Raw genomic sequence first — 22192 nt, 5'->3', positions numbered from 1 at the left:
TATGATTCGCAAAAACCAGGTCCGGGAGTCGCAGGCGATTACCACCTATGGCACGGGCAGCATCATCGATGTGCCGGGTATCTCCCTGATGGCGTTATCCCCGGACTATCTTGACCAGAGTGCGGATCCCGGCGCGCAGTCTCCGGACGTTTGGGGCGGGCTGGCAAACGAGCATCATCGGGTCTATGACCGCCGCCTGAGCCGGTACTTTTATAACACCGAATATTTTGTCCGCCCCCCGGCAGGCCAGGGGCCGGGCATCGGCATTCCTGTGAATCGCTTTCCGGGTTCGATGTTCTGCCCGGTTTGCAGAGCCATTCACGTCGAAAACCGGGCGTTTCATGGCCAGGCTGTGTTTACGAATGCGCACGGCCGGCATGTGAATGACCGGGACGAGGCTTTTTTCTGCACGGACTGCCACCGCCGGAATCCTGCTGCCAGAAAAAACCACCTCATACCTTCCCGTTTCATTATCGCCACATCAGCAGGCCATATAGACGACTTTCCCTGGCTGTGGTTCGTTACCCGTAACCGGCCCGACCGGGATACGCTTCGGCAAAGAACCGGGCTTGTCCTTCGTCTGGATGCTGCCGGTCGTTCGGCCTCTATTGCGGACCTGAGCGTATCGCTTCACGAGTTCGGCGACAATGGAGCCTTGATCTGCCGGGAGTCACTGGCGGAAATATTCAGCACGGATGACGACGGCCGCTCCACTGTGTTCAACAATCCGAATGACAGGTATCTGGATTTTGTCGACAATCTGATGCCCAAGCCCTGGCAGGGCAGAAATGCTCAGGGAGGCTTCCTGCGCAGCAATGTTGCAATGGGGGTGACTCCGCGGGCCCTGCAGCGCGGTGCAGGAAATGTGTACTTCCCCATTATCTGGAGCAGCATCAGGTTACCTGAACAGGCAGCGGGCGGGGGCTACTCGGAACTGGCCAACGAACTTTTTAACCGCGTTGCGGATATCAAGACCATACTGGACGGAATTACTTCTATGGTAGGGCTGGCCATGAGTGCAGATCAGAGCATAAATTTTTTCCATAACATCATAAATGGTCCTGAGCATGGAGCCGGTACACTTAAGCAATCCTTATTAGACCGGCTACATCTGGGATACAAATACACTGGCAGTCAGCTTTCAAATGAACTTGCTAGGGAAATAATAACCCTTGCCTATTCGCCCGAGCCTTCCGGCAACGAAGCAGAGGAAACGGAAACCGACAAGGCAATCCAGCTGCGCAGGGAGGAATTCGACTTCTTCCTGAAGCCATACCCCTTCACCGGTGATTTCTGGTATAAATCTATGATTATCCCGGGTGAAAAGTATTCGGGTGCCATTGCGGATAATATTGAGACGGTGGTTCTGCTGGAAAAGCTCAACGAGCTGCGTGTTTTCCGCGGATTTACCAGGGTGATGCCTCTGCTGACCCAGGACCTGATCTTCAGCAGCCCCGCAAACCTGCGGGGAGCCCTGTTACAGGAATACGGCCGCATTAATGATCCACGTCGTGATCCGGATACCTGTGACTTCCTGCCAGCTTCGGAAGTGCGGGGCGAAGGAATCTTCATTCGTTTCCGCTCTGACGTGCTGGCGGAATGGGAAGCCGAACCGGAGATACGGGAGCGCTACCAGATGATCTACGAGAATCACCGCACCGCCTACATGAAGCGGCAACGACTTAACGGCGCGCCGGAAGAGGAATGGCTGGAAGGGTTCACCCCGAAATCAGCCCGGTACATACTTCTGCACACTATTTCGCATCAGCTGATCCGCGAATTGGCAATGGATTCAGGCTACAACTCTGCTTCCCTGCGCGAGATCATCTACTGTGGGAATCCCGGAGACCAGATGGATGGCATTCTGATCTATACAGCAGCATCCGATGCCGAAGGAACCATGGGAGGACTTGTGGCCCTGGGCCGGCCCGGTAGTCTAGAGCTTATTATACGCAAGGCGCTGAGAAATTCAGAGTGGTGTTCCTCCGACCCATTGTGTCTGGATTCGCGCGGTCAGGGGTTCCAGTCGCTGAACTTGGCGGCGTGCCACGCCTGCTCCCTGCTGCCGGAAACCAGCTGCGAGGCCATGAACGGATTCCTCGACCGGGGTATGCTGCACGGCTCACTGACTAATCCGTCGTTTGGATTTGCCGGCAGATTCGCGCCCAGCACAGCTGAAGCCTGAATCAGAACGGGCAATTATTGCTAAATACTTTTGTCCTACTGATGGATCTTCAGGAATTTGCGGGTGAGCTCACCCAGAACATTGTACTGACGGCAGCGGAAGAAGAACGTCCTGCCGAAGACATTTTTACCGAGGAAGCGCTGGATTACCTGCGCCTGTCGGGCGAGGTAGTGGAGCCGGTAACCGGTACCTACCGGGCCCGGGGCGCCAGGGTAGATGCCTTTGACTTTGATGATGAATCGCTGACGCTTGATCTGTTCACCTCAGAATTCAGTCCGGAGCCGGGTCTGAACAAGATCACAAACACCGAAGTACAGGAAGCCATCAAGCGAACGTATGGGTTCTGGGTAGCGGCCTCAGGGGGCAAGATAACAGCCACCGAGAGCGGGCCGGTGCAGGAGCTCATCAACCTGATCCGCCAAGATGGCCAGCAGATTCAGCACGTCCGCCTGTTTCTGCTGACCAATCGCATCAGCGCCGCAGAGTCGCTGCCAAGCTATCACATCCCCGACGGCCCCGTCCTGACGTGCGAGTTGTGGGATATTGAGCGGTTGTATCAGCAGTACCGCATCAATGCAGGAAAACAGACTGTTGTCGTCGACCTGCTGCGCGACTATAATTTTCGTCTGGAATGCCTTCGTTCAACAGACGTGAGTGGTAAATACAACGCCTACCTGGCAATCCTGCCGGCCGGCGTTCTGGCCCGCATTTACAAGCGGCACAAGCAGGGCCTGCTGGAACGGAACGTGCGGACTTTCCTGCAATTCAAGGTCGATACGAACCGTGGAATCCGAGATACGGCCAGCAAGTCGCCGGACATGTTTTTTGCCTACAACAACGGTATTTCCACGACGGCTGCAAAGGTTGAAACGCAGGAGGAAGACGGGCGGGTTTTCATCGCCAGAATAGAGGACTGGCAAATCGTGAACGGAGGACAAACGACGGCCTCCCTGTATTCTGCTTCGTCCGACCGCAGCATTGACCTGTCCAGAGCTTTTGTCCAGCTAAAGATCTGTGAAATACTCGCCACAGAAGAAGCAGAGGCGATTATTCCTAAAATATCGCAGTTTGCCAACAAGCAGACGGCTATCAAATCTTCGGATTTCAGCTCTAACAGCGCCTATCATGTCAACCTGGAGAAAATCTCCAGGTCGGAAGCCGTACCATCCACCACCGGCCTTAAGTCGGATATGAAATGGTACTACGAGCGTACGCGGGGGCAGTATCTTGACGAGGAAGCCAGGCAGGAAGGGCTGGCTGCCCGCCGTAAGTTCAACAAGTCGTACCCTAAAAGCCAGAAGTTCACCAAAGTGGACGTGGCCAAGTACGAGATGAGCTGGCTTCAGAAGCCAAACGAGGTGAGCACCGGCGCGGAGAAGAACTACCTGCTGTTTGAAAAGCAGGTGGCAGCTTCGGCGGATACGCTTACACCGGAGGCTTACCACCAGCTCATAGCCCGGGCGCTGTTGTTCAAGCAGATCGACCGGGATGTTCACGCCAGAAAGCTGGGGGGTTACAAGGCCAACATGGTCACCTACATTCTTGCCTGGCTTTCTTATAAAACGGAAGGCCACTTAGACCTGAACCGCATCTGGTCGGAGCAGGCAGTCCCGGGGCAGGTCCGGGAGCTGATTGCTCAGATGACTCCCATTGTGTGGGACCACCTGACAAACCCGCCCTCCTCGGTTCGTAATATCGGCGAATGGTGTAAGAAGCAGGAATGCTGGAAATCCCTCAAGGATAAACCGCTGGACCTTTCCGGCATACAGGCCGAGATTGACGAAGTACGCCAGCGCATCTCGGTAGACGGCCCTTCAGGGCCGGTTAACCTGTCGCCGGCTGAGTCGGACCTGCTTGATGAAATAACAGCAACCTCTCCCGAAACTTTCTTGGCGATTTCCTCATGGGCTGCCCGCAATAATGAACTCACTCCGTTCGACCGCCGCCTGATTTACAATGTCGGCTCATTGCTCCGACGGTCGGCCGGCATCAGCATCAAGCAGGCCCGTAATGCCAAACGGATCCTCGAAAACGCAAAACAGCGGGGCTTCTCTGCCTAGCCGGCTGCCACAATAAGCCGATCATGGCACCACAGGATTATAGTCCAGTTCATCCGGCTCGGGGGCTGTCAGGGAGTAATAAAGCCTCTCCAGCGTCCGCTCCCGTAACGCCGGCTTAAGCTCGCACTCCCATACCGTCAGCACGCGCCACCCCGCTGAGCGTAACTCGTTCTGTTGTCTTTCATCATTGGCTACGTTGCGGCCGATCTTGGTCAACCAGAATTCGGTTCGTGTCTTCGGAACCACGAAATAGCGGCAGCCTTCATGGCGGTGCCAGAAGCAGCCGTGCACAAAAATGATGGTTCTGAGTCCGGGAAAAACGATATCCGGCTTGCCGGGCAGATGCTTCGCATGCAACCGGTAACGCAGCCCCCGGCCGTGCAGGTACTGCCGCACCAGCAGCTCCGGCTTGGTATCCCTGCCGCGGATGCGGGACATGTTAAAACTTCTGGTAGCGGTGCTGTGAACGTCACTCATACCCCACTAAACGCTCAGAAAGCTGATTAGGTGCTGTGTTATACTCACCTGCCTCCATAGGCCACAAACAGGAATCGTGGATTACCTGAGCACCTATCTTTGCTGAACACAAATCTGTTAGCCGATGAAGAAGCGATCCGGGTCCTTGGCAGTTACCGGCACTGGGTTTCGTGCAGGCACTTTCGTTCAGCTCTATTGCATCCATGACCAAGCAATCACTCCTCATTCAGCCGGGCGGGTGGTAGACCAGGCGGGTGGTATGATTGAAATAGCGGTCCGTTGCCGAAAATGCGGCACTCAGGCTATTTATGCCACAGACCAGCTGCCTGAGGGTTATCAGATTTATCACATCCGTATTACCGGCGAAGATGGTCCCCACTTGCCTGATGAGCTTCGCCCGGTCCCATTTGTTGAGGAAGAATTTGATGTTCCCGGAACGTCATTGCAGAATGCTCACGAGCGGGCTGATTTCGCACACCAGCTGAAGTTATCGGGGCACCTGACCAGAATTTACATCAATGGGGAACTACATTTGGATGAAAGGTTCTGATATAGAGATAACCAGCCACCTTCAACAGCATCATCCATCAAAAAACGGACAGTCAAGCCTCCCTCGCTGGCTGCTTATACTAAACTTATGAGCAGGCGCGCTAGCTTAGTTGAAGGGTTTTACGTTACTTTTGGCACTATCCCACATATTTTCCTTACATCAGATTGGTTTGGTAACCGCAGCATCTTACGCTAACTCCTCATCCTCTACCCTGCCCCCCGTGATGCAGCGTGGCCCGGAAGCTACTGACCAAGCGTTAATTCAGGCCATCGAAGCTATAACACAGCAGGAAAAGAATTTTTGGAGCCAACCGCTCGAATACGACCGGCGTGGGGCTGGCCACCGGTTCTTTCAGTATCCGGCGATGATGCTCCCAGTAGTACAGCGCAAGATAATCCAACTGATAAAGTCGGCTGCTCCTAGAACTCAGACATTGTTAGACCCCTTTATGGGCTCAGGAACGGCCTTGGCAGCAGGTATGCTGAATGGGTTAGACTGCTACGGGCAAGACATAAACCCGATGTCAGTTCTACTGGCGAAAGTGAAAGCCGAAGCCTTCAATCAGCCTGCTTACCTGCGCGCAGCGGAGCGGCTGCGAAAGCGCGTGAAAGCCGATACGTCCACCGAGGTTACAGCCAATTTCCCTAACCTCGATAAGTGGTTTGAGAAAAAAGTAGCGCAAGAATTGTCCAAGTTGGTACGGGCTATTCGGCAGGAGCGGCGGTTGAGCACTCGGCGTCTGTTTTGGGTAACACTGGCTGAAACCGTCCGTCTTACGTCCAACGACCGCACCAGTACCTTCAAGCTCCACGCAAGGTCTGCCGAGGATATAGCCAAACGCGACCCTTCTCCACTCAAGACTTTTGAGCAGCTGTTTGCTCAGAACACTGAGGACATTGCCCTTTACGCCGAACAGCTTTCCAGCCAAGGGTATTTGCGTGAGGAGGCCTACACTGGCCGCGTAAACATAAGCGTACTGGACTCATCGAAACGCATCAAGTTGCCGGTAGCACGAACGCCTCTTTCCGCTGCCTCGGCTGATGCTGTAGCAGGGTTCGACCTCGTCGTTTCGTCGCCACCGTACGGTGATAACCGGACGACGGTACCCTATGGGCAGCATGCTTATTTGCCGCTGCAGTGGATTGATTTTGTCGACATTGACTCGGCAGTATCGCCGGATTGCCTGTCGACTACCCACGAAATCGATAACCGAAGCCTAGGCGGCCAGCGCAACACTGTTACCACGCGGGACCAGAAGCGGTTCTGCCGCCTTTCCCCGGCTTTTGCTGCCAACATCCAAGAGCTGGTGAAAACCAAGCCCAAGGAGGTAAAGAAGGTAGTCTGTTTCGTTCGCGACCTTAACGAAGTATTGAAGCGTTGTGCCCAAGCGGTAAAGCCGAATGGCTACTTGGTGTGGACCATCGGCAATCGCAAGGTAGGTGGGCTTGAAATACACAACAATTTGATTTTAGCAGACTTGTTAGCACACTACAACATAGTGCAGGTGTACAAAATCGAGCGTTCGATTCAGAGCAAGCGGATGGCCGCTCGGAATAGGAGCACGACGACCATGACGAAGGAAGAAATACTCATTTTCCGCAAGAAATAAGCGGCCCCAACGGTGGACGAACCTCTAGAACTCCCACACTTTGACATTGACGCCACGGTCGTGAAGCGCCTAGGCGAAGAGTTGATTTCCGACGAGGTGAGTGCCATCATGGAGTTGGTAAAAAACGCCTATGATGCGGATGCCGACTGGGTGAAAATCACCATCAGTACCGAGGGGCAGGTGCCAGAGGGAATGGTATACGCCGGTACGGCGGGCTACATCACCCTGGAGGACAACGGCTCTGGGATGACCTACCAAGATATCCTCACGAAATGGCTGGTTATCTCCCTGTCAAGCAAGCGGGACATGAAGGCCCGCAACGAAACAACGCCTAAGGGACGGGTGCCGCTGGGCGATAAAGGCGTTGGCCGGCTGAGTACGCAACGCTTGGGGCGGCAGTTGGAACTAATAAGTGGAGTGGCGGACCGTGAGGAATGGAACCACTTAGCATTCGACTGGGCTGATTTCGAATCGCATGTCCCCCTGACAAAAGTGCGGCTTCAGCAACGGATTACGCCCAAAAAAGCCAAGCAGAAAGGAACCCAGCTCGTCATCACCCGGCTGGCCAATCAAGACATTTGGAAGAAGGAAGCTGCCGACAGGTTCCGCGGACAACTATCACAACTCATATTTCCCTACAAGCAGCACCGCCCCTTCTCCGTTTACCTGACCATCAACGGTCAAAAGCACGACCTGGATGAAATCAGCGAGGACCTACAGACACAGGCCATTGGCCGCTACCAGTTCCGCTTTGTTGGTGGCCAACTACTCGTGGACGGGCAGATAAGCTTAGGCAAGCTCCGCGGGCAATCAAGCAAGGAAGAATTTGAAAAATTTGTCTTGCTGGACCAAGGACAGGACTTTTTCAGCTTTCTAACTGATTCGACCGCCAACCGCCGTTACTTTCTCACTGGTATTAAGCCGCAAAAAAAGTCTTTCTTCTCTTTTCACCGGCAGCTTTCCTTCGACAAAGATTTCCCAGGGAAGAGCCTTGCATCGGATGCTGCGGGAGAACTAGTAGTTGCCAACCCGGGCGAGTTCTTTGGAGAAATTGACGAATATGACTTGCGTGGGACCGAATCAACCGAGGAGGTTTTTACGGGTTTAAAGCAATACCAGAGCTTGGTGAAGAATCAGGTGGGTATTCGCGTTTTTCGCGACGGATTTGGCATCAAACCCTATGGGTTCGACGGTCAGGATTGGCTGAACCTGGGCGGTGGCCAGACCTCGGGCGGGTCCTTCTATGGACTGCGGCCCAACAACGTCATTGGCTTTGTGTCCATTTCAATGGCGGGCAACGCCCAACTCAAGGAATTGACCAGCCGTGAAGGCTTTACCGACTCGCCCTACTCACGCAATTTTATGCTGGTGATGCAGCGGGTGGTAAAAGAAGTGAGCGAAGTCTTGGAACGTACCCGGCGCAGTTACCTGGATTATAAAAAGACCGTTGCTGAGCGGGTAACTGGCTTTAAATCTATTGCTGAGCCGGTAGCACTGCTGAAACAGACCTCTCAGCAGGCCACGGCAGTAGACGCGCGTAGCCGCCAGGCTGAGCGCAAGTTCAACGATTTGTCGCTTACGGTTAAGAAACAGGTAGACCGCCTGCAGAACGAACCCTTATTTGCGGCGGCTGGGGAAACGGCCTCGCTGCCGCTGCTCCGGGAAGTAGAAGGCATGGTTAGCGAAGGCGCCAAACTATTCGCCGAAATAAACGTCATTCTGGACAAGGCCAAGAAGTGGGAGGAGTCGGCCACGTATGTCAGCACGCAGGTCGCGAACCTGGAAAGCCAACTGGTACAGTTTACTGAGTTGGCTGGCCTGGGCTTAACGGCGGAGGCCCTGACCCACGATATCTACTTCTTGCTCGACCGCATCAACACATATACTGACAACTTCAACAAGCAGTTGGGCCGTGCTTCCGTGCCGGCCTCGGTTTACGAGTTCATGGAATACGTGCGCTCCTTTTCACGCGACTTGCGAAAGCAGCTTACTCACTTGGCTCCTTCGCTGCGCTTCAATCGGGAGAAACGCGAAACTCTTTCCATGAATGAGTTTGTAGAGACCGTGCGCGACTACTACACCGCCCGGTTTTCTACTGCGGGCATCAAACTCATCATTGAAACCCGGAAAGACTTCACGGTGGTGGCAAACAAGGGAAAGCTGACGCAGATATTCGACAATCTTTTCCTGAATGCAGAGTACTGGCTACGGGAACGTCAAAAGAGCGAGCCCAATTTCTCGCCCGAAATCAAAGTTGAAATCAACGAACCGGTCGTGCGCGTGAGCGACAATGGCTACGGGGTAGCGGAAAACCTAGAAGACACCCTTTTTCAGCCATTCATTACGGCGAAGCCTGCTGAGGTTGGTCGCGGGCTGGGATTGTTCATTGTTCAGCAGCTTCTGGAGTCCATGGGCGGTGATATTTTCTTGTTGCAAACGCGCAACGCACTGCACCGGCGTTACATTTTTCAACTTAATCTGGACGCCGCTATTCAATCGTAGGCCGCCTCAACTTGCCGTATTCAATATCATTGCATTAAGATTAAGTAGTTCGGATGAAAGAACAGCTACACCAGTTGTTAGAGCTGGCAAACGTGTCCAGCGTTTACATAGTGGATGACGCAATTGGTGATGGCAGTGTGACCTATGAGCACTTCATTGGCCTTATTCGAAAGGTAGAAGTCACCTCCGGTCTTGAAGTACTGAACAGCTTAGACGAAGGCTTGGATTTTGAAGATAATGCCCCGGCTCTTGACGAGTACAGCGCCGGGTTATGGGAGGCGGCAGCGCCGGACAAGCAGTTGCATTATGTGCGCAAGCTCTGTGAGCTAACTCCAAGTGGCGAAGACGAGGACTTGGCCACCAACTTGGACATAGCCCGCGTGCTGCAGCAGTTGCGCGAGGATGAACACCTAAAAAAGCCTGAGTTGGTCAGCTTATCCCCTGTGGAGTGGGATGCCCAACGGGATGAGATTGCAAGCAAAGTTCCTACGGGCAAAAGAGCATTGGTGCTCTTTGACCAGCGTCTTGAACGCTCAGGTGAGCGTTTTGCTGTGACCAGAGGTATTGACTTGGTAAAGGAAATTGTATCCTCACCCCACAAGCTCGTCTTTCTGACAGGTATTCTCACCTATACGGTTACCGAAGAGGGCCAAGAGTTAGACGAAAGAGCCACCCTGATAGCCGACAAAGACCTTGATGCAAGTAACCTGTTCGTGCTCACCAAAAAGCGGCTGGAGGAATTGCCGCACTTTGTAGATGGCATTAAAAAACTGCTGCTGAACGAGCCTTGCGAACAAATAAAGGTGCAGGCGATTTCGCTGGGAGAGTCGGCTTTGCAGTCGACAAAAGCCAAGCTGCTATCCCTTGATACCTACGACTTTAATCGTACGGTATTACAGTCATCATCAACTGAAGGAATCTGGGCGCCTGAAACGCTCTTTCGCATCATTGACATTATTTACAAGGATGAGATAAAGGAGTTACTGCTCCAACGAAATCTAATCCCTGAATTAAATAAGCTGCTCGTACAAGCCACCGAGTTGTCGCAAATTCCTGTTCCTGTTACAGCAGTAGAAGCGTACACGAAACGGTATAGCTTGCGACGACAGGAAATCTATGCTTCTGCTAATCTCGTGAACGGCTTATTCAAGCCTATTGAGAACGGCGACATTTTCGAGGTCACGGATGGGACTGGGAAAGGATTATACGTGCTGCTGGCTCAACCCTGCGACTTGATGATACGCAGCAACGGCAGCCGGTCAGCAGAAGTAGGGCATCTACTTAAAATTAGAACGACCTCTAAGCAGGACTTGGAAGCGCTGTTGACTGAGCAACTTCAGAAAGCTAGCATTAAAAAGCTGCACGATTTTAACTTCTGGAAAACACGGGGAGTCATCGAATACATTGCGGATGACCCTCAAACCATAGGGTTAGTAAGCCTCACCAAAGCCCATGTCACGAATCTGGATGTGCTGGACTTAGCCATGTTTAGCTCCACAGGGGAGGTGGCCCTTGATGTTTCAGCGGCGCTGCCAGCTGCCTTGCACGTTGGCCTAGCTAAGCGATTTGATAAGCTAAAGGGTCTTCATGAAAAGATACACCAACATGTGGGAGAGTGTCAGCTGGCCCTGCGGGCGGTCCCAGGCACCTTACCAAAAGAGTTAATTCAAGGTCTATTGCCTAAACTCTCGCTAAACGACAAATTGGGCAAAACAATGCTTACAGGAAGTCTTTTCTCATTTGGCCTTCGCCGCGTTAAAGCACTGCGTGAGCCTTATGCTAAAAACCTGCTTGACAAATACACCCGCCATCTATCGCGCACCGGAGACTTACACGATTTTGCTGACTGAGAAGGTAAAGCAACCTCCCAAGTTGGTTATAATCATGGTTGATACGTAAGATGTGTTCCGAGCTATTTTTTTATCCGGCTAGGGTAGTGTAGTAACAACTTTTGCTGCATGTCATAAGGTTTTTCTTCCAAAAGGATATGACCCTTTCTGGCAATCGGGCTTAACATATCATCTACCCAGTCGGATAAAGAACCCCATTACAGCTTCGGTGACCGGCGTTTTGGCGCTACCTTAGCAGACTGTTGTTGCGTATTTTTCTGGGTAAGCTGCTCAAGCTTCACCAACTGCTGCACGCTTTGAGCTAAGGCTACGGCCTGTTGCATGAGGGGCGCCTCCTGCCGCAACACCGGGTGCTTGGAAACCTCCAAGGCGGCCTGCTGCAAGCTTGCACTCTGCTCCCCGGCCCGGGCAGGGTCGTGCAGCACCAGCGTCATTTGCTGCAACAGCTGATTGCCTCGGGTGGTGTCGCCCCGGTCAATGTCGCGCAAGGCCGCCCCGATGACGTAGGCACTGGCCTGCAGTACCCGCTGCGCTTCCATGCGCTGCATATCGGATGTGGGCTCGGCCAACGGCCGAGCTTGGCTGGGGTCGCGCCAGTGAGCAGCTTCCGGGCCCGGCAGTGGGGTAATACCCGAGCGTAGGAGTAAAGTCAGCGGTTCCAGATTTTTCGCCGGCTGCCCGGGCCCATGGGGACGGATAATAGCCAAATCGCGCGCGTTGTTGAGTTGAGCGGCTGCGGCCGGCTTCAATTCAACCTGGTACCCGGCCTGCCGGCCCAGCACGGCCAGTACCCCCTGAATCGTGCGCCCGTTGCCCTCCCGGAAGGCGTGCGCATGGTTGTATTGGTCAAAGTAGTACGCCACCCGTTCCGCGAACTGCGCCGGGTTCAGGCCCCGTAGGGTATTTTCCTGCTGGAGCTGGGCGCCAATAGCATCCAGCCGCTGATCGAGCTGCGCGTAGGGCGCATACCGCATCATGTCGCCTTGCGGATTAAGCACATAGGCCGGCTTCTGCCCCTGAAAAGGCCCCTGTGGTCCATGGGCACGGGTTTGGCCACCCCAGTCATACACGTCCTGAAACAGGGTCCGGTGGATCTGCTTCAGGTGCGCGGCGTTGAACTGGCCGGCTATCTCCAACGTGCCCACCAGCAATTGGGCCATGATCGGAATGGAGTAGTCAGCTTCTACCTGGCGCAGCTGCTCAGCGTTGGTAATACCCAGCCGATTGTAGATAACCTGGTCGCGGGCGTTGAAGAATCCGTCCTGAATAGCCACAAGCTGCTGGTGAGTTGGTAAAAAATAACCCGTCCGGGTTCAGCCCGGACGGGTTTCGATGTTCTTGGCGGGCCTTAGGTCAGAAAGTCCTGCTCCGGCTGCATTTCCGCGCGGCGCGGGATGGTAGTCGGAGTGCCACTCGCCCCGGAAGCAGCCTGGGCGGCTGCCGCTGCCACGCGGGGAGCATCCTGGCGTCGCAGTTCCTCGGTGACGCCTTGCAAGGTCAGCTCCCCCGCCACGTAGCGGGCATACAGCTCTTCCGCACGGGCACTGGGCACGGCTCCCTGCGCCACACTCCAGGCCCGGGCATTGTCGATGAGTTCCTGCCGCTGGGCCGGGGTTTTCTCTCGCTCAGAATAGGTGATGGGCTCTTGCATAGTGGGTTAAGCGCGTGAGTACACTGTAAGTAACGTTTTTACTGACCGAAAGGCTCCCCAAAGAGGCCTATTCGGCGTTTGTCAGAAAATGGAGCTGCTCGCGGAACTTGGCCAGGGCTTCGGCATCCGGCAGCAGGAAGCACGGTGTCTTGCTGGCCAGCGGATAGTGCAGCAGCTCGGTGGGTACCGCCAAGCAACCCAGCAGCCGTTGAAGCAGGCGCGGTTCCTCGCGTTTGAGCTTGCCGTTTTTCAGGTTGATGATGTTGGGGTACGTAAGCTGATGCGCCGCGCAAAAGGGCTTCAAGCCCCCGTTGCCCAGCATTTTCAGCCGCCCCTGCGCGTAGCAAAGCGCCTCAGCGTAGGTCACGGTCAGCTGTAAGTCGGGGAAGGGCAGCGGGGCTACTACCGGGCATTCAACTTCCATGCGGGTTCAGGATTAGGCGGGTCAGGGTAGGCACTGCGGCAGCTCGTGCAGCACCCAAACCCGACCGACGGTCTACAATTTCTGGTGCCTTCGCGACCAGGTGGACACTGCGAAGCTACCAGCTGCGGGCAGGCCCGGGGCGAAAAAAGGACGAATGGTAAAAAGTTAGCCGCGAAATGCACCACGACTACGCGAACGGTTCCGCGGACACCCGCCGCAAGTGCCTCTATGGGCCAGGCCGCAACCTAATGCTGCTGCTTGGGGCGCCCCAGTTGCGGCGCCGGCACGGCCACGGGGTGCTGCATTTGGTAGTAGGCCAGCTCAAATACCGTGGGCAGGTCGAGGCGGGCGAGCACGGCCAGGCGTTGCAGCTCCTCCAGGGTAGCGGTTTCGGGCTTTTGCATCCGCAGGGCCAGGGTGCGAGGCACCACTTTCCAGGCTTCGGCTACTTCTTTGCGGGTACCCAGCGAGTGAATCAGCTCGGCCAGTGAGCTACAGGCAACGGGGGCAACGGGCAGCTGCTCGCGCTCCAACGGCTGCACGTGCACGCTGGGCGGGGTTGACTTCGGAGTTTTCATGCCGTAAAAAAAGGTTGCTAAATTGGCATTATTACGGCCCGGCGTAATTCACGACCAATTCGGTAGCAGCATACCAGTTCTACGGCTGGTCCCGCTACAACAACAGCAAGGCGAATTGTCCGCCCTGTTCCTCCCGGGTGCAGCGCAGAGCATCCTCGGCGATGGGGCGAACGGCCCGCACCAGCTTTTCGAGCACGGCAAAATCGTCCGGCGTATCAACCTCAAGCCCAAGTCGCGGGGCTACCTCGCAGGTCAGACCCTCGTAGTTCAGACTCTTGCCCAGCTGCTGCATCTGTGCTTCCACGTCGGTCACGGCGGCAATTACCCGGCTGCGGAACCTGTTCCAGTCCGGATGGCACATGGTGGGGGCTTCTGTGGCTTTCATTGGCTTGGCCATTACAGGTGGGTATCATAGCCGGTCACCGACGTGAACAGGCCCGGCAGGTCCTCCCCATACACCAAGTCGAAGGTTTGCTTGCGAGTAATAACTGCCTCACAGTCGACCAACTGCTGGTGGTAGAACTCGACCGTGTAGGTATCGGTGGGCATCAGCGTAATCTTCAGCCGATTCACGCCGGCCTCATTGCGGCGCAGATTCATGCGCAGCCAGGGGTTGGGGTTGGTGGCCGTGCGACCGGCAGCCAGTAGTTGGTTGGCCCCGGTCATAGCCAGAAACCGACGTCCTCCTAACTGCAACAGGATGATGTAGCCTTCCTCAACGATTTCAGGGTTATTAGGAGCAGGTTTATCCATGACTGACAGGTATTTATGAACGGATTGGGGTGTTATTAATAAACAGCAGCGCAGGCAATAAAGTTGCTTTTTTAGCTTATTTATAAGCGCTTTTACTGCATCTTAAAAGTAACAGTCTCCCGGATTTCCTTCCCCTCGTTATTCACTTATTAAAAGTGGTTTTTCCAGTGGCTCAGCTCTGATCTATGATTTGGCCAGTGCTTGCTGGAGTGGCCATCGAAGGGAGTCACTCAGTACCGGGTGAATGGGCCTCGTGGGCACGGCTAGCGCCAGTGGAAGTAGCGGCCAGATAGTTCCGGGTTAGTGAAAAGGATAGAAATGGTAAGTTATCCAATAGCTCTCTCTGGTGGCTGCTGAGCAAGGCCAAAATCTTTTTAGCAGCTATCCGCTGGGTGAGTTGTAAAGGGTAACTCCTTAGCCTTGGACCGCTTATGACTAACGGTTTAGGAAATCGGGCCGGGGTGATATGGCCAGCCAAGGAAAGGATAGGTTTTGTAAGTCAACTCTGCAGGGACGGGCTGCGTAGGTCACCCTCCGAAAAGGTAAAAACAGCCTCCAAGCGCTGTAAATGCTTACCATTTCTATCCTTTAGCCATCAATCAATACCCGCTGACTTACCATTTCTATCCTTTCGGCCGCGTCGGTCACGTCCGCTCATCATTTCTATCCTTTCGGGTGTAGGGTACTTCTGATGATTTAGCAGTGGTGCGGGTAGCTGCCTATAAACTTGGCAAAGCTCCGCTCGACACAGCAGGTTTTTAGAGGTAAATTGAGCTTAAGAAAAAAGGGCGTCGTAATCTTGTAAGTCGCATTAACCTGCCTGGAAAGGCCAATAAGGTAAATAAAAGTATAAAAATTCTTGAAATAGTACAAAACTTTTATGCTAGCTTATACTCCACCCCTTTGTTGTCTTCTTGTCCCGTTCCAGCGTTTTGTACCCTTTAAAAGCCTTTCGTTCGGACGTCATCAACAAATTTGTGAGTTTTTTTATTTGTCAAGTATTTACTCTATTTGCAGGGCTCGTAAGTCACTGACTTTGCGAGTTTTATACCACTTAAAGGATAGGAATGGTAAGCGAAAGGATAGGGATGGTAAGTACAACGGATAGGTTTTGTAAGCGAAAGGATAGGAACGGTAAGCGAAAGGATAGGGATGGTAAGCCCAATGGATAGATTTTGTAAGCGAAAGGATAGAGCTTGAAGGAAGGCTTACCTTAATGTCTGTAACTCTCTTATCTTTGATCATACGCTCTACCTATTCCCACTAGCATGAGTACCCCCGTAACCGCCAGCACTCCCTCCACGGGGGTAGAAATCCGGCAGCACAACGCCATTACCACCGCGCGCTATGAGATGAGCGCCGTTGAGATGGATATTGTCTTCTCCTTGCTTTCGGTGCTGCGCAAGGAGGACAAGCCAGGTACCATCTACCGCATCCGGGTGAAGGAGCTGGAGCAAATGACGGGGCGCTCCTGGAACTACCAGCGCCTGTTGGAGGCCACCTCCAATCTGCGCAGCCGCGAGTACGTAATTGAGGATAACAAGCACGTGCTGCAGGTAGGTTTGCTGGCCTCGGCGCTGTACGTGAAGGGGGAAGGCATCATCGAGCTGGAAATCTCGGAGCGCATGCGGCGCTACCTGATTGACCTGAAAAACAACTTCACCTCCTACCGCCTGCAGTCGGTTTTCAGCTTGTCGAGCAAGTACGCCAAGCGCATCTACCAGATTGCCTCGCAGTGGAAGGACATCGGGGAAACGAAAACCTTCACGCTGGACGAGTTCAAAATCATGCTCTCGCTCAAGGACCCAAAGGGCCACGAGCCGGAGCAGTACGAGAAGATTTCGGCCCTGCAGAAGTACGTGCTCGACGTGGCCACCACCCAAATCAACGAGCACACCGACTTGCGCATCAACTACGAGTTGATCAAGAAGGGCCGCTCCTTCCACAGCATCCGCTTCTTCGTCAACGGCCAGGTGCCCCAGCAGCTGCCGATTCCCTTCGAGGATGGCGCTGAAGAAGAAAAGCAGCGCCGGGCCCTGCTGAACCTGGAGGAGCTGGAAATCCGGGACCCCAAGCTGGTGAGCCAGATTCTGGGGGATGCCAAGAAGCTAAATGCCCTTTTTTCCTTCTGCTACAAGCACAAAACCGGCAAAGTGAAGGCCGATAAGAACCCGGGCGGGCTGTTTCTCAAGATGGTGGGCCTACGTTAAGTAGCTTGGGCCACGCGCTGGCTCGTCGCAATGGCAACAAAAGGGAAAAAGCCATACCCCTGGCCCGGAGCGTCTGGTCAGTGCCGCCCGAGGGCGGCACTTAGCCCCAGCCTACTCTTCATCCTGCGGCGGATAGTCGGGTATCCAGTCATCGGGGCCGCCAACCACCGGCGCCGGCGAGGGCTGGTAGGGCTCCAGTTCCCGGCCGAAGCAGTGGCCCAGCGTGACGCCGGGGCACTGCCGCTGAAACCAGGCGGGTAGTACCTCGGGGGCGCACACCACGCCCAGAAAGCCCTCGGCATGAAAGTAGGCTTTCACCTCGGCCGGCCCGAAGCTATTCAGGTAGATGGGTGTTGTTAAACAAATAGGGTAAAACCTCCGAGTCCATGGCTAACAGGGGTTCTTCTTCCCAAAGGGCGGATTTACACGCTAAGCACTTTTTAGCTTCTGGGCGTAATTGTAGACGGTGCCATAGGCCAGGTCTAACTGCTTGATGACTTGATTCATAGATAAGCCTTCGCGCAGAAGCTGCGCAATGGCCTCCTGCCTAACCTGCGCCAGCGGGGGGCGGGCCACGTGTTTGCCCTGGGCTTTGGCCCGGGCCATGCCGGCGCGCACGCGCTGGCTGATGAGCGTGCTCTCAAGCAGGGCCAGCGAGGCCATGACGTGGAACCCCAACTCGCCCGTGGGCGTGGTGGTGTCGATATTTTCCTGGTAGGAGACGAAGTCCACCCCTAGGCTCTGGAATTCCTTCGGCGCGTTGACCAGCGCCTGGGTCGAGCGGGCAAAGCGGTCGTAGCGCCGGACCAGCACCGCGTCGAGCTACCGGTTCTTGGCCGCCACCATCATCCGTTTGTACTGAGTTCATTCCTCGCTGGTACCCGAGGCCTAGTCCACGTATTCATCGACAACGGCAAAGCCGCGGCGCTGGGCGTACTCGCGCAGGGGGCGCAGCTGCGTCTCCCGGGCCTGCCCTTTGTCGAGGGGGGAGACGCGGGCATAGAGCGCCACGCGGGTGGGCTGGTCGGTCGGGTTGGCGGGCATCGGAGGTTATCAAAAAGGAGTTCCTTGTTGATAGGCAGCACGCACCCGCTCTACAGCGTAGAATCAGTCTTTCTCAGGCAGTACTATAACCCTTTTTGCTAACCGGGCTTAGCGTGTAAATCCGCCCTTTTGGCAAAAGAACCCCATTAAGAGGTGAAAAGCGTAGGAGGGATTATGGTTTACACGCAACATCTATGTGCCCAATGTGGCAGCGAACCTATTCGGCGCAATGGTCCGAGCCAAGGGCATGCCGAATATCAGTGTAAAGCCTGTGGCTACCAAGCGCGTTTTACGCCCGCTGCTGTCGCCAAAGCCGCCCAATATGCCCAGGTGGAAAAACTGTTACGTAGAACGCAACTCCCAACGTAGCATTGTGCACGCCACGGGCGTGGCGCGCGTGACGGTGGCTAAGCTGCTAAAAAAAGCGCGGGCAGCTTCGCCCCCGCTGCCCCGACTGCGGCGGAAGAAGTTTTAGAAAAAACGCTGTAAAGCGCATAAGGTCTGGCTCTGGCTTGCGGTCGAACGCGCCAGTCGGCGCATCGTGGCGTGGGTTTTGGGCAACCGCAGTGCTCAAACGGCGCAGCGGCTGTGGCAAGCCTTGCCGCGTCGCTACCGCCGCCACTGCTGGTATTTTACCGACCGCTGGAATGCCTATACAAACGTGCTGCCCCGCTGGCGACACCGCCCGTATCTGAAAGGCGAAGGGCAAACCAGTATTGTCGAAGCTAGTAATTGCTCCTTACGGCAGCGGTGCGGTATGCTGGTGCGCAAATCCTGCTCCTTTAGCAAAAGTTTGGCAATCCATACTGCCCGCATTAAAATCGTTATCGATAACTACACTCCCACCTTAAATTAGACCACCACCCAAGAAACAACTGCTGTAGCTACCGGTTCTCCCCTACATCGCCTTAAGTAAAGCGAGGCCAAACGAGGAACATCATGGAGAATATCGAAAATAAAGTAGTCGTCATCACGGGCGCTAGCAGCGGGCTGGGCGAAACTACGGCTCGCCATTTGGCCAGCAAAGGTGCCGCCGTAGTGCTAGGCGCGCGCCGCCTCGAAAACCTGGAAAAAATTGCTGCCGATATTCGCGCCGCAGGCGGAAAGGTAGAGATTCTGCAAACCGACGTAACCAAAGCCGAAGAAGTAAAAGCCTTGGTTGATAAGGCTGTAGAAGCGTTTGGTCGCCTCGACGTTATCATCAACAACGCCGGCCTGATGGCCATTGCGCCCATGAGTGCCACCAAGGTGGACGAGTGGAACAGCATGATTGACATCAACATCAAAGGCGTGCTCTACGGTATCGCGGCCGCCTTGCCCGTGTTCGAGCAGCAAAAGTCCGGGCACTTTATCAATATCTCGTCGGTGGCGGGCATCAAAGTGTTCAGCCCCGGCGGCACCGTGTACAGCGGCACCAAATACGCCGTGCGGGCCATATCCGACGGGCTGCGCCACGAAGTAGGCGGCAGCATTCGCGTCACCAGCATCGAGCCCGGCGCGGTAGAGTCGGAGCTACAGCACGGCAGCTCGCACGAGGAAAGTGCCAAGGGCGTGGTAGAGTTCTACAAACAGGCTATTCCAGCGTCGTCAGTGGCCCGGGCCATTGCGTTCGCCATCGAGCAGCCCGCCGAGGTAGATATCAACGAAATTGTGCTACGCCCCACGGTGCAGGAGTTTTAAGCACGTCGTCCATATCTGGTAGCTCAAAGCGCCTGTCAGGTTGAGCTGGCGCAGCATCTTCCGTTAGAAATATGATTTCTCACGCGAAAAAATGCTGCGCCAGCTCAGCCTGACAGGCGCTTTAATATAGTAGGTAGGCTGGCTATTTTAGCAGCTCGTGCAGCGAGGTCTGCATCGAGAACGTCCGGTTGCCCGCTTCCTGAATGATAAGTGAGCCCGGCGCATCGAGCACCGCGTCCGAAACTTGGCCTTGGGTAAAAGGTTGGCACAAAAGCTAAACGGGCTGGCCAGTTCGTGCTGAGCATCACCGGCGTGACAAGGCCCGGTCCATACATGTCAGTCATGAGGAGCATTCTCGAGCGCATTCCAGTTCGCGGGTGGCGACGCAGTCTGTTGCGTATCGCTTCGGCAACTGACCTGCTCCCATTTACTGGGCCGGTTGAAAGTGGAGCATCAGGCATTCTTGACCTCCTCCCAATTGCTGGACCGGCCAGAAGTAGGCAATCAGGCGTTCTGAAGCTCGACAGTAGTGGCAGCAGCCATCACTTGGTCGGGCGTTAAATTCTGCAGCGAGCTGTGCGGTCGGAAGCCATTATACTCCTGGCGCCACTGCTCGATTTTTTCCTGCGCATCGGTCAGCGACAAGAACCAGTGCACGTTCAGACACTCGTCCCGGAAGCTGCCGTTGAACGATTCAATATATGGGTTATCAGTCGGTTTGCCGGGCCGCGAGAAGTCCAGCGTGACCTGCTGCTCATAGGCCCACTTGTCCAATGCCTTGCTGATAAACTCGCTGCCGTTGTCGACCTGGATGCGTTCGGGCACGATGGCCAACGTCTGCTGCAATTGGCTTATCACGGCCACCACGTCGTCTCCCTTCAGCGACTGCCCCACGTGAATGGCCAAGCACTGACGGCTAAAGTTATCGACTATCGTTAAGGCGCGAATCTTACGCCCGTCGAAGAGCTGATCGGCCACGAAATCCATACTCCAACTCTGGTGCGGCCGCTGCAGGTCGACCCGCTCCAGCCGGTGAGCTGCGGCCCGGTTGCGCTTGGGCCGCTTGCTGCGCAAATGCAGCCCTTCCAGGCAGTAGAGCCGATGAACGCGCTTGTGATTGTCGGGCCAGCCCTCTCGTCTTAACAGCGTGAATAGGCGTTGGCAACCGTAGCGCACCCGCACCTGGGCCAGCTCCCGCAGGCGTTGGCGCAGCACCGTGTCGTCCCGCCCGTGCGGTCGGTAGTACCAGCTTGAGCGCTGCAGCGACACGACCTGGCAAGCCCGGCGGGTCGAGATGCGGTAGGCGTCGATCAGGTGGTGAGCCGCGTGTCGACGCTGCACGGGCTTCAGAACTTTTTTTTGAGCACGTCCTGCAGCATCTGCTTGTCCAGGCTCAGGTCGGCCACGAGCTGCTTTAGGTGCAGGTTTTCCTCCTCCAGCTGCTTCAGGCGGCGCAACTCGGGCACGCCCAGCCCGCCATACTTCTTCTTCCAGTTGTAATACGTGGCCTCGCTGATGCCCATCTTCCGGCAGACCTCCGCGACGGCCACGCCCGTGTCGGCCTGGCGCAGCGCAAACACGATCTGGGCTTCGGTAAACTTCGTCTTTTTCATGGCACATGTCTCTTGGTTTAAGATACGACAAGGGCCTGATTTCTCTACTTTAGCATGGTCTAGTTTATTGGGAGGAGGTCATTCTGAAGCTCGACAGTAGTAGCCGCAGCCACTACCTCATCGGGCGTTAAATTCTGTAGCGAGCTGTGCGGTCGGAAGCCATTGTATTCTTGGCGCCACTGCTCAATTTTATCTTGCGCATCGGTCAGCGATAGAAACCAATGCACGTTCAGGCATTCATCGCGGAAGCTGCCGTTAAACGACTCAATGTACGGATTATCGGTCGGTTTGCCCGGCCGAGAGAAGTCCAGCGTCACGTGCTGGTCGTAGGCCCAGCGGTCGAGGGCCTTGCTGATAAACTCGCTGCCATTGTCGACTTGGATGCGCTCAGGTACTACGCCTAACTGCTGCTGTAAGCGCTGCATCACGGCCACGACATCTTCACCTTTCAGCGACTGCCCCACGTGAATGGCCAGGCACTGGCGACTAAAATTATCGACTATCGTTAAGGCGCGGATTTTGCGGCCATCGAAGAGGTTATCGGCCACAAAATCCATGCTCCAGCTCTGATGCAGGCGGCCCAGTGGGAGACGTTCTAGCCGGTGGGCCGCGGCCCGATTGCGCCGTGGGCGCTTGCTACGCAAGTTCAAGCCTTCCAAGCAGTAAAGACGATGCACGCGCTTATGATTGTCTAGCCAGCCTTCCCGGCGTAGCAGGATATAGAGGCGCTGACTGCCGTAGCGCACTCGCACTTGCGCCAACTCCCGCAAGCGCTGGCGCAAAACGGTATCATCGCGTCCACGTGCTTGATAGGCGAAGCTCGCGCGCTGCAAACCAATGACTCGGCAGGCGCGCCGAGCGGAAATGCGGTAAGCGTCGATTAAGTGGTCAGCTAAAAGTAACCGTATACTCAGTTCCGACTCTGGGCATGAGGTAGTCGAGCTTGTCGCGTAGGGTTTGCTCGGTGCGATAGTCGTCCGGGGTGAGCCAGTAGTGCTTGCAGCGG

Annotated in this window: 22 protein-coding genes and 1 pseudogene; 10 read left to right on the top strand and 13 right to left on the bottom strand. The window is 55.2% G+C overall.

From position 1 onward, the window contains the following. The first annotated feature begins 1 nt into the window (after position 1). Together drmB and EI290_RS18035 are read left to right on the top strand one after the other, a co-directional pair. Complete coding sequence (gene drmB, locus EI290_RS18040) at positions 2-2185, top strand: DUF1998 domain-containing protein (protein WP_125433066.1); 2184 nt, start codon at positions 2-4, stop codon at positions 2183-2185. A 41-nt stretch (positions 2186-2226) separates the two neighbouring features. Then, positions 2227-4245, top strand: coding sequence for an AIPR family protein (locus tag EI290_RS18035; protein ID WP_125433065.1), 2019 nt, complete (start codon positions 2227-2229; stop codon positions 4243-4245). 21 nt (positions 4246-4266) lie between these two features. On the opposite strand, the gene EI290_RS18030 is transcribed toward EI290_RS18035, so the two are convergent. Beyond that, positions 4267-4722 (bottom strand): very short patch repair endonuclease, encoded by a 456-nt coding sequence (locus EI290_RS18030; RefSeq protein ID WP_125433064.1) that lies wholly within the window; start codon positions 4720-4722, stop codon positions 4267-4269. A 124-nt stretch (positions 4723-4846) separates the two neighbouring features. Here EI290_RS18030 and EI290_RS18025 point away from each other — a divergent pair, with 124 nt between their 5' ends. The 4 genes from EI290_RS18025 to EI290_RS18010 all read left to right on the top strand — a co-directional run bounded on the left by EI290_RS18025 (position 4847) and on the right by EI290_RS18010 (position 11233). Beyond that, a complete protein-coding gene (locus EI290_RS18025) occupies positions 4847-5272 on the top strand; it encodes a hypothetical protein (protein WP_125433063.1) in 426 nt (141 codons plus the stop codon). A 223-nt stretch (positions 5273-5495) separates the two neighbouring features. Further along, positions 5496-6881, top strand: coding sequence for a DNA adenine methylase (locus tag EI290_RS18020; RefSeq protein ID WP_246009000.1), 1386 nt, complete (start codon positions 5496-5498; stop codon positions 6879-6881). A 12-nt stretch (positions 6882-6893) separates the two neighbouring features. Then, entirely contained in the window at positions 6894-9383 is a 2490-nt protein-coding gene (locus tag EI290_RS18015; RefSeq protein WP_125433061.1) for a sensor histidine kinase, read from the top strand. 53 nt (positions 9384-9436) lie between these two features. After that, entirely contained in the window at positions 9437-11233 is a 1797-nt protein-coding gene (locus EI290_RS18010; protein WP_125433060.1) for a hypothetical protein, read from the top strand. A 197-nt stretch (positions 11234-11430) separates the two neighbouring features. Here the strand turns inward: EI290_RS18010 and EI290_RS18005 are convergent, their stop codons facing one another. The 6 genes from EI290_RS18005 to EI290_RS17980 form a co-directional block, all read right to left on the bottom strand. Beyond that, complete coding sequence (locus EI290_RS18005; protein ID WP_125433059.1) at positions 11431-12507, bottom strand: Fic/DOC family protein; 1077 nt, start codon at positions 12505-12507, stop codon at positions 11431-11433. 74 nt (positions 12508-12581) lie between these two features. Next, a complete protein-coding gene (locus EI290_RS18000; RefSeq protein ID WP_125433058.1) occupies positions 12582-12884 on the bottom strand; it encodes an antitoxin VbhA family protein in 303 nt (100 codons plus the stop codon). A 67-nt stretch (positions 12885-12951) separates the two neighbouring features. After that, a complete protein-coding gene (locus EI290_RS17995) occupies positions 12952-13308 on the bottom strand; it encodes a hypothetical protein (RefSeq protein ID WP_125433057.1) in 357 nt (118 codons plus the stop codon). A 245-nt stretch (positions 13309-13553) separates the two neighbouring features. Further along, positions 13554-13886 (bottom strand): hypothetical protein, encoded by a 333-nt coding sequence (locus EI290_RS17990; protein WP_125433056.1) that lies wholly within the window; start codon positions 13884-13886, stop codon positions 13554-13556. Between the two features lie 94 nt (positions 13887-13980). After that, positions 13981-14271 carry a hypothetical protein gene (locus tag EI290_RS17985; RefSeq protein WP_125433055.1) on the bottom strand — a complete coding sequence of 97 codons (291 nt, stop codon included), beginning with the start codon at positions 14269-14271 and terminating at the stop codon, positions 13981-13983. Between the two features lie 11 nt (positions 14272-14282). After that, the gene (locus EI290_RS17980) at positions 14283-14639 is read right to left on the bottom strand and encodes a hypothetical protein (protein WP_125433054.1); all 357 of its coding nucleotides are present in this window, start codon (positions 14637-14639) and stop codon (positions 14283-14285) included. Between the two features lie 1268 nt (positions 14640-15907). Between EI290_RS17980 and EI290_RS17975 the strand changes: the two genes are divergently transcribed. Then, on the top strand, positions 15908-16849 hold the full coding sequence (locus EI290_RS17975) for a replication initiation protein (protein WP_119446561.1): 942 nt from the start codon (positions 15908-15910) through the stop codon (positions 16847-16849). A gap of 111 nt (positions 16850-16960) precedes the next feature. On the opposite strand, the gene EI290_RS17970 is transcribed toward EI290_RS17975, so the two are convergent. The 3 genes from EI290_RS17970 to EI290_RS23060 form a co-directional block, all read right to left on the bottom strand. Next, positions 16961-17167 (bottom strand): hypothetical protein, encoded by a 207-nt coding sequence (locus EI290_RS17970; RefSeq protein ID WP_125433053.1) that lies wholly within the window; start codon positions 17165-17167, stop codon positions 16961-16963. 111 nt (positions 17168-17278) lie between these two features. Further along, positions 17279-17662, bottom strand: coding sequence for a recombinase family protein (locus EI290_RS23065; RefSeq protein ID WP_394343536.1), 384 nt, complete (start codon positions 17660-17662; stop codon positions 17279-17281). Between the two features lie 75 nt (positions 17663-17737). Continuing rightward, the gene (locus tag EI290_RS23060; RefSeq protein ID WP_394340167.1) at positions 17738-17893 is read right to left on the bottom strand and encodes a hypothetical protein; all 156 of its coding nucleotides are present in this window, start codon (positions 17891-17893) and stop codon (positions 17738-17740) included. Between the two features lie 174 nt (positions 17894-18067). Here EI290_RS23060 and EI290_RS23100 point away from each other — a divergent pair, with 174 nt between their 5' ends. The 3 genes from EI290_RS23100 (at position 18068) to EI290_RS17955 (ending at position 19573) form a co-directional block, all read left to right on the top strand. Beyond that, entirely contained in the window at positions 18068-18262 is a 195-nt protein-coding gene (locus EI290_RS23100; protein WP_425486519.1) for a transposase-like zinc-binding domain-containing protein, read from the top strand. Between the two features lie 172 nt (positions 18263-18434). Then, positions 18435-18749: an IS1 family transposase gene (locus EI290_RS23055; protein WP_449404932.1), complete on the top strand. Its 315-nt coding sequence runs from the start codon at positions 18435-18437 to the stop codon at positions 18747-18749. 83 nt (positions 18750-18832) lie between these two features. After that, complete coding sequence (locus tag EI290_RS17955) at positions 18833-19573, top strand: SDR family oxidoreductase (protein ID WP_089334418.1); 741 nt, start codon at positions 18833-18835, stop codon at positions 19571-19573. A gap of 142 nt (positions 19574-19715) precedes the next feature. On the opposite strand, the gene EI290_RS22890 is transcribed toward EI290_RS17955, so the two are convergent. The 3 genes and pseudogenes from EI290_RS22890 to EI290_RS17940 all read right to left on the bottom strand — a co-directional run. Beyond that, on the bottom strand, positions 19716-19844 hold the full coding sequence (locus tag EI290_RS22890; RefSeq protein WP_262706471.1) for a hypothetical protein: 129 nt from the start codon (positions 19842-19844) through the stop codon (positions 19716-19718). A gap of 233 nt (positions 19845-20077) precedes the next feature. Beyond that, a protein-coding gene (locus EI290_RS17945; RefSeq protein ID WP_394343535.1) for an IS3 family transposase occupies positions 20078-21186 on the bottom strand; the annotation gives its coding sequence in 2 pieces (ribosomal slippage) (positions 20078-20925 and positions 20925-21186; 1110 coding nt in all). Between the two features lie 59 nt (positions 21187-21245). Then, positions 21246-22076: pseudogene (locus tag EI290_RS17940) on the bottom strand (IS3 family transposase); the annotation flags it as partial. Between the last annotated feature and the right edge of the window lie 116 nt (positions 22077-22192).

Source organism: Hymenobacter metallilatus (assembly GCF_003944705.1).
Lineage (GTDB): Bacteria > Bacteroidota > Bacteroidia > Cytophagales > Hymenobacteraceae > Hymenobacter > Hymenobacter metallilatus.
The sequence above is the reverse complement of the archived record's forward strand: the minus strand, read 5'-3'. Positions and strand labels throughout refer to the sequence as shown.

Bases quoted from the DNA above. Each gene is read 5' to 3' on its own strand.
- drmB (WP_125433066.1), top strand. From the start codon at position 2: ATGATTCGCAAAAACCAGGTCCGGGAGTCGCAGGCGATTACCACCTAT.
- EI290_RS18035 (WP_125433065.1), top strand. From the start codon at position 2,227: ATGGATCTTCAGGAATTTGCGGGTGAGCTCACCCAGAACATTGTACTG.
- EI290_RS18030 (WP_125433064.1), bottom strand. From the start codon at position 4,722: ATGAGTGACGTTCACAGCACCGCTACCAGAAGTTTTAACATGTCCCGC.
- EI290_RS18025 (WP_125433063.1), top strand. From the start codon at position 4,847: ATGAAGAAGCGATCCGGGTCCTTGGCAGTTACCGGCACTGGGTTTCGT.
- EI290_RS18020 (WP_246009000.1), top strand. From the start codon at position 5,496: ATGCAGCGTGGCCCGGAAGCTACTGACCAAGCGTTAATTCAGGCCATC.
- EI290_RS18010 (WP_125433060.1), top strand. From the start codon at position 9,437: ATGAAAGAACAGCTACACCAGTTGTTAGAGCTGGCAAACGTGTCCAGC.
- EI290_RS18000 (WP_125433058.1), bottom strand. From the start codon at position 12,884: ATGCAAGAGCCCATCACCTATTCTGAGCGAGAGAAAACCCCGGCCCAG.
- EI290_RS17995 (WP_125433057.1), bottom strand. From the start codon at position 13,308: ATGGAAGTTGAATGCCCGGTAGTAGCCCCGCTGCCCTTCCCCGACTTA.
- EI290_RS17990 (WP_125433056.1), bottom strand. From the start codon at position 13,886: ATGAAAACTCCGAAGTCAACCCCGCCCAGCGTGCACGTGCAGCCGTTG.
- EI290_RS17985 (WP_125433055.1), bottom strand. From the start codon at position 14,271: ATGAAAGCCACAGAAGCCCCCACCATGTGCCATCCGGACTGGAACAGG.
- EI290_RS17980 (WP_125433054.1), bottom strand. From the start codon at position 14,639: ATGGATAAACCTGCTCCTAATAACCCTGAAATCGTTGAGGAAGGCTAC.
- EI290_RS17975 (WP_119446561.1), top strand. From the start codon at position 15,908: ATGAGTACCCCCGTAACCGCCAGCACTCCCTCCACGGGGGTAGAAATC.
- EI290_RS23060 (WP_394340167.1), bottom strand. From the start codon at position 17,893: ATGCCCGCCAACCCGACCGACCAGCCCACCCGCGTGGCGCTCTATGCC.
- EI290_RS23100 (WP_425486519.1), top strand. From the start codon at position 18,068: ATGGTTTACACGCAACATCTATGTGCCCAATGTGGCAGCGAACCTATT.
- EI290_RS17955 (WP_089334418.1), top strand. From the start codon at position 18,833: ATGGAGAATATCGAAAATAAAGTAGTCGTCATCACGGGCGCTAGCAGC.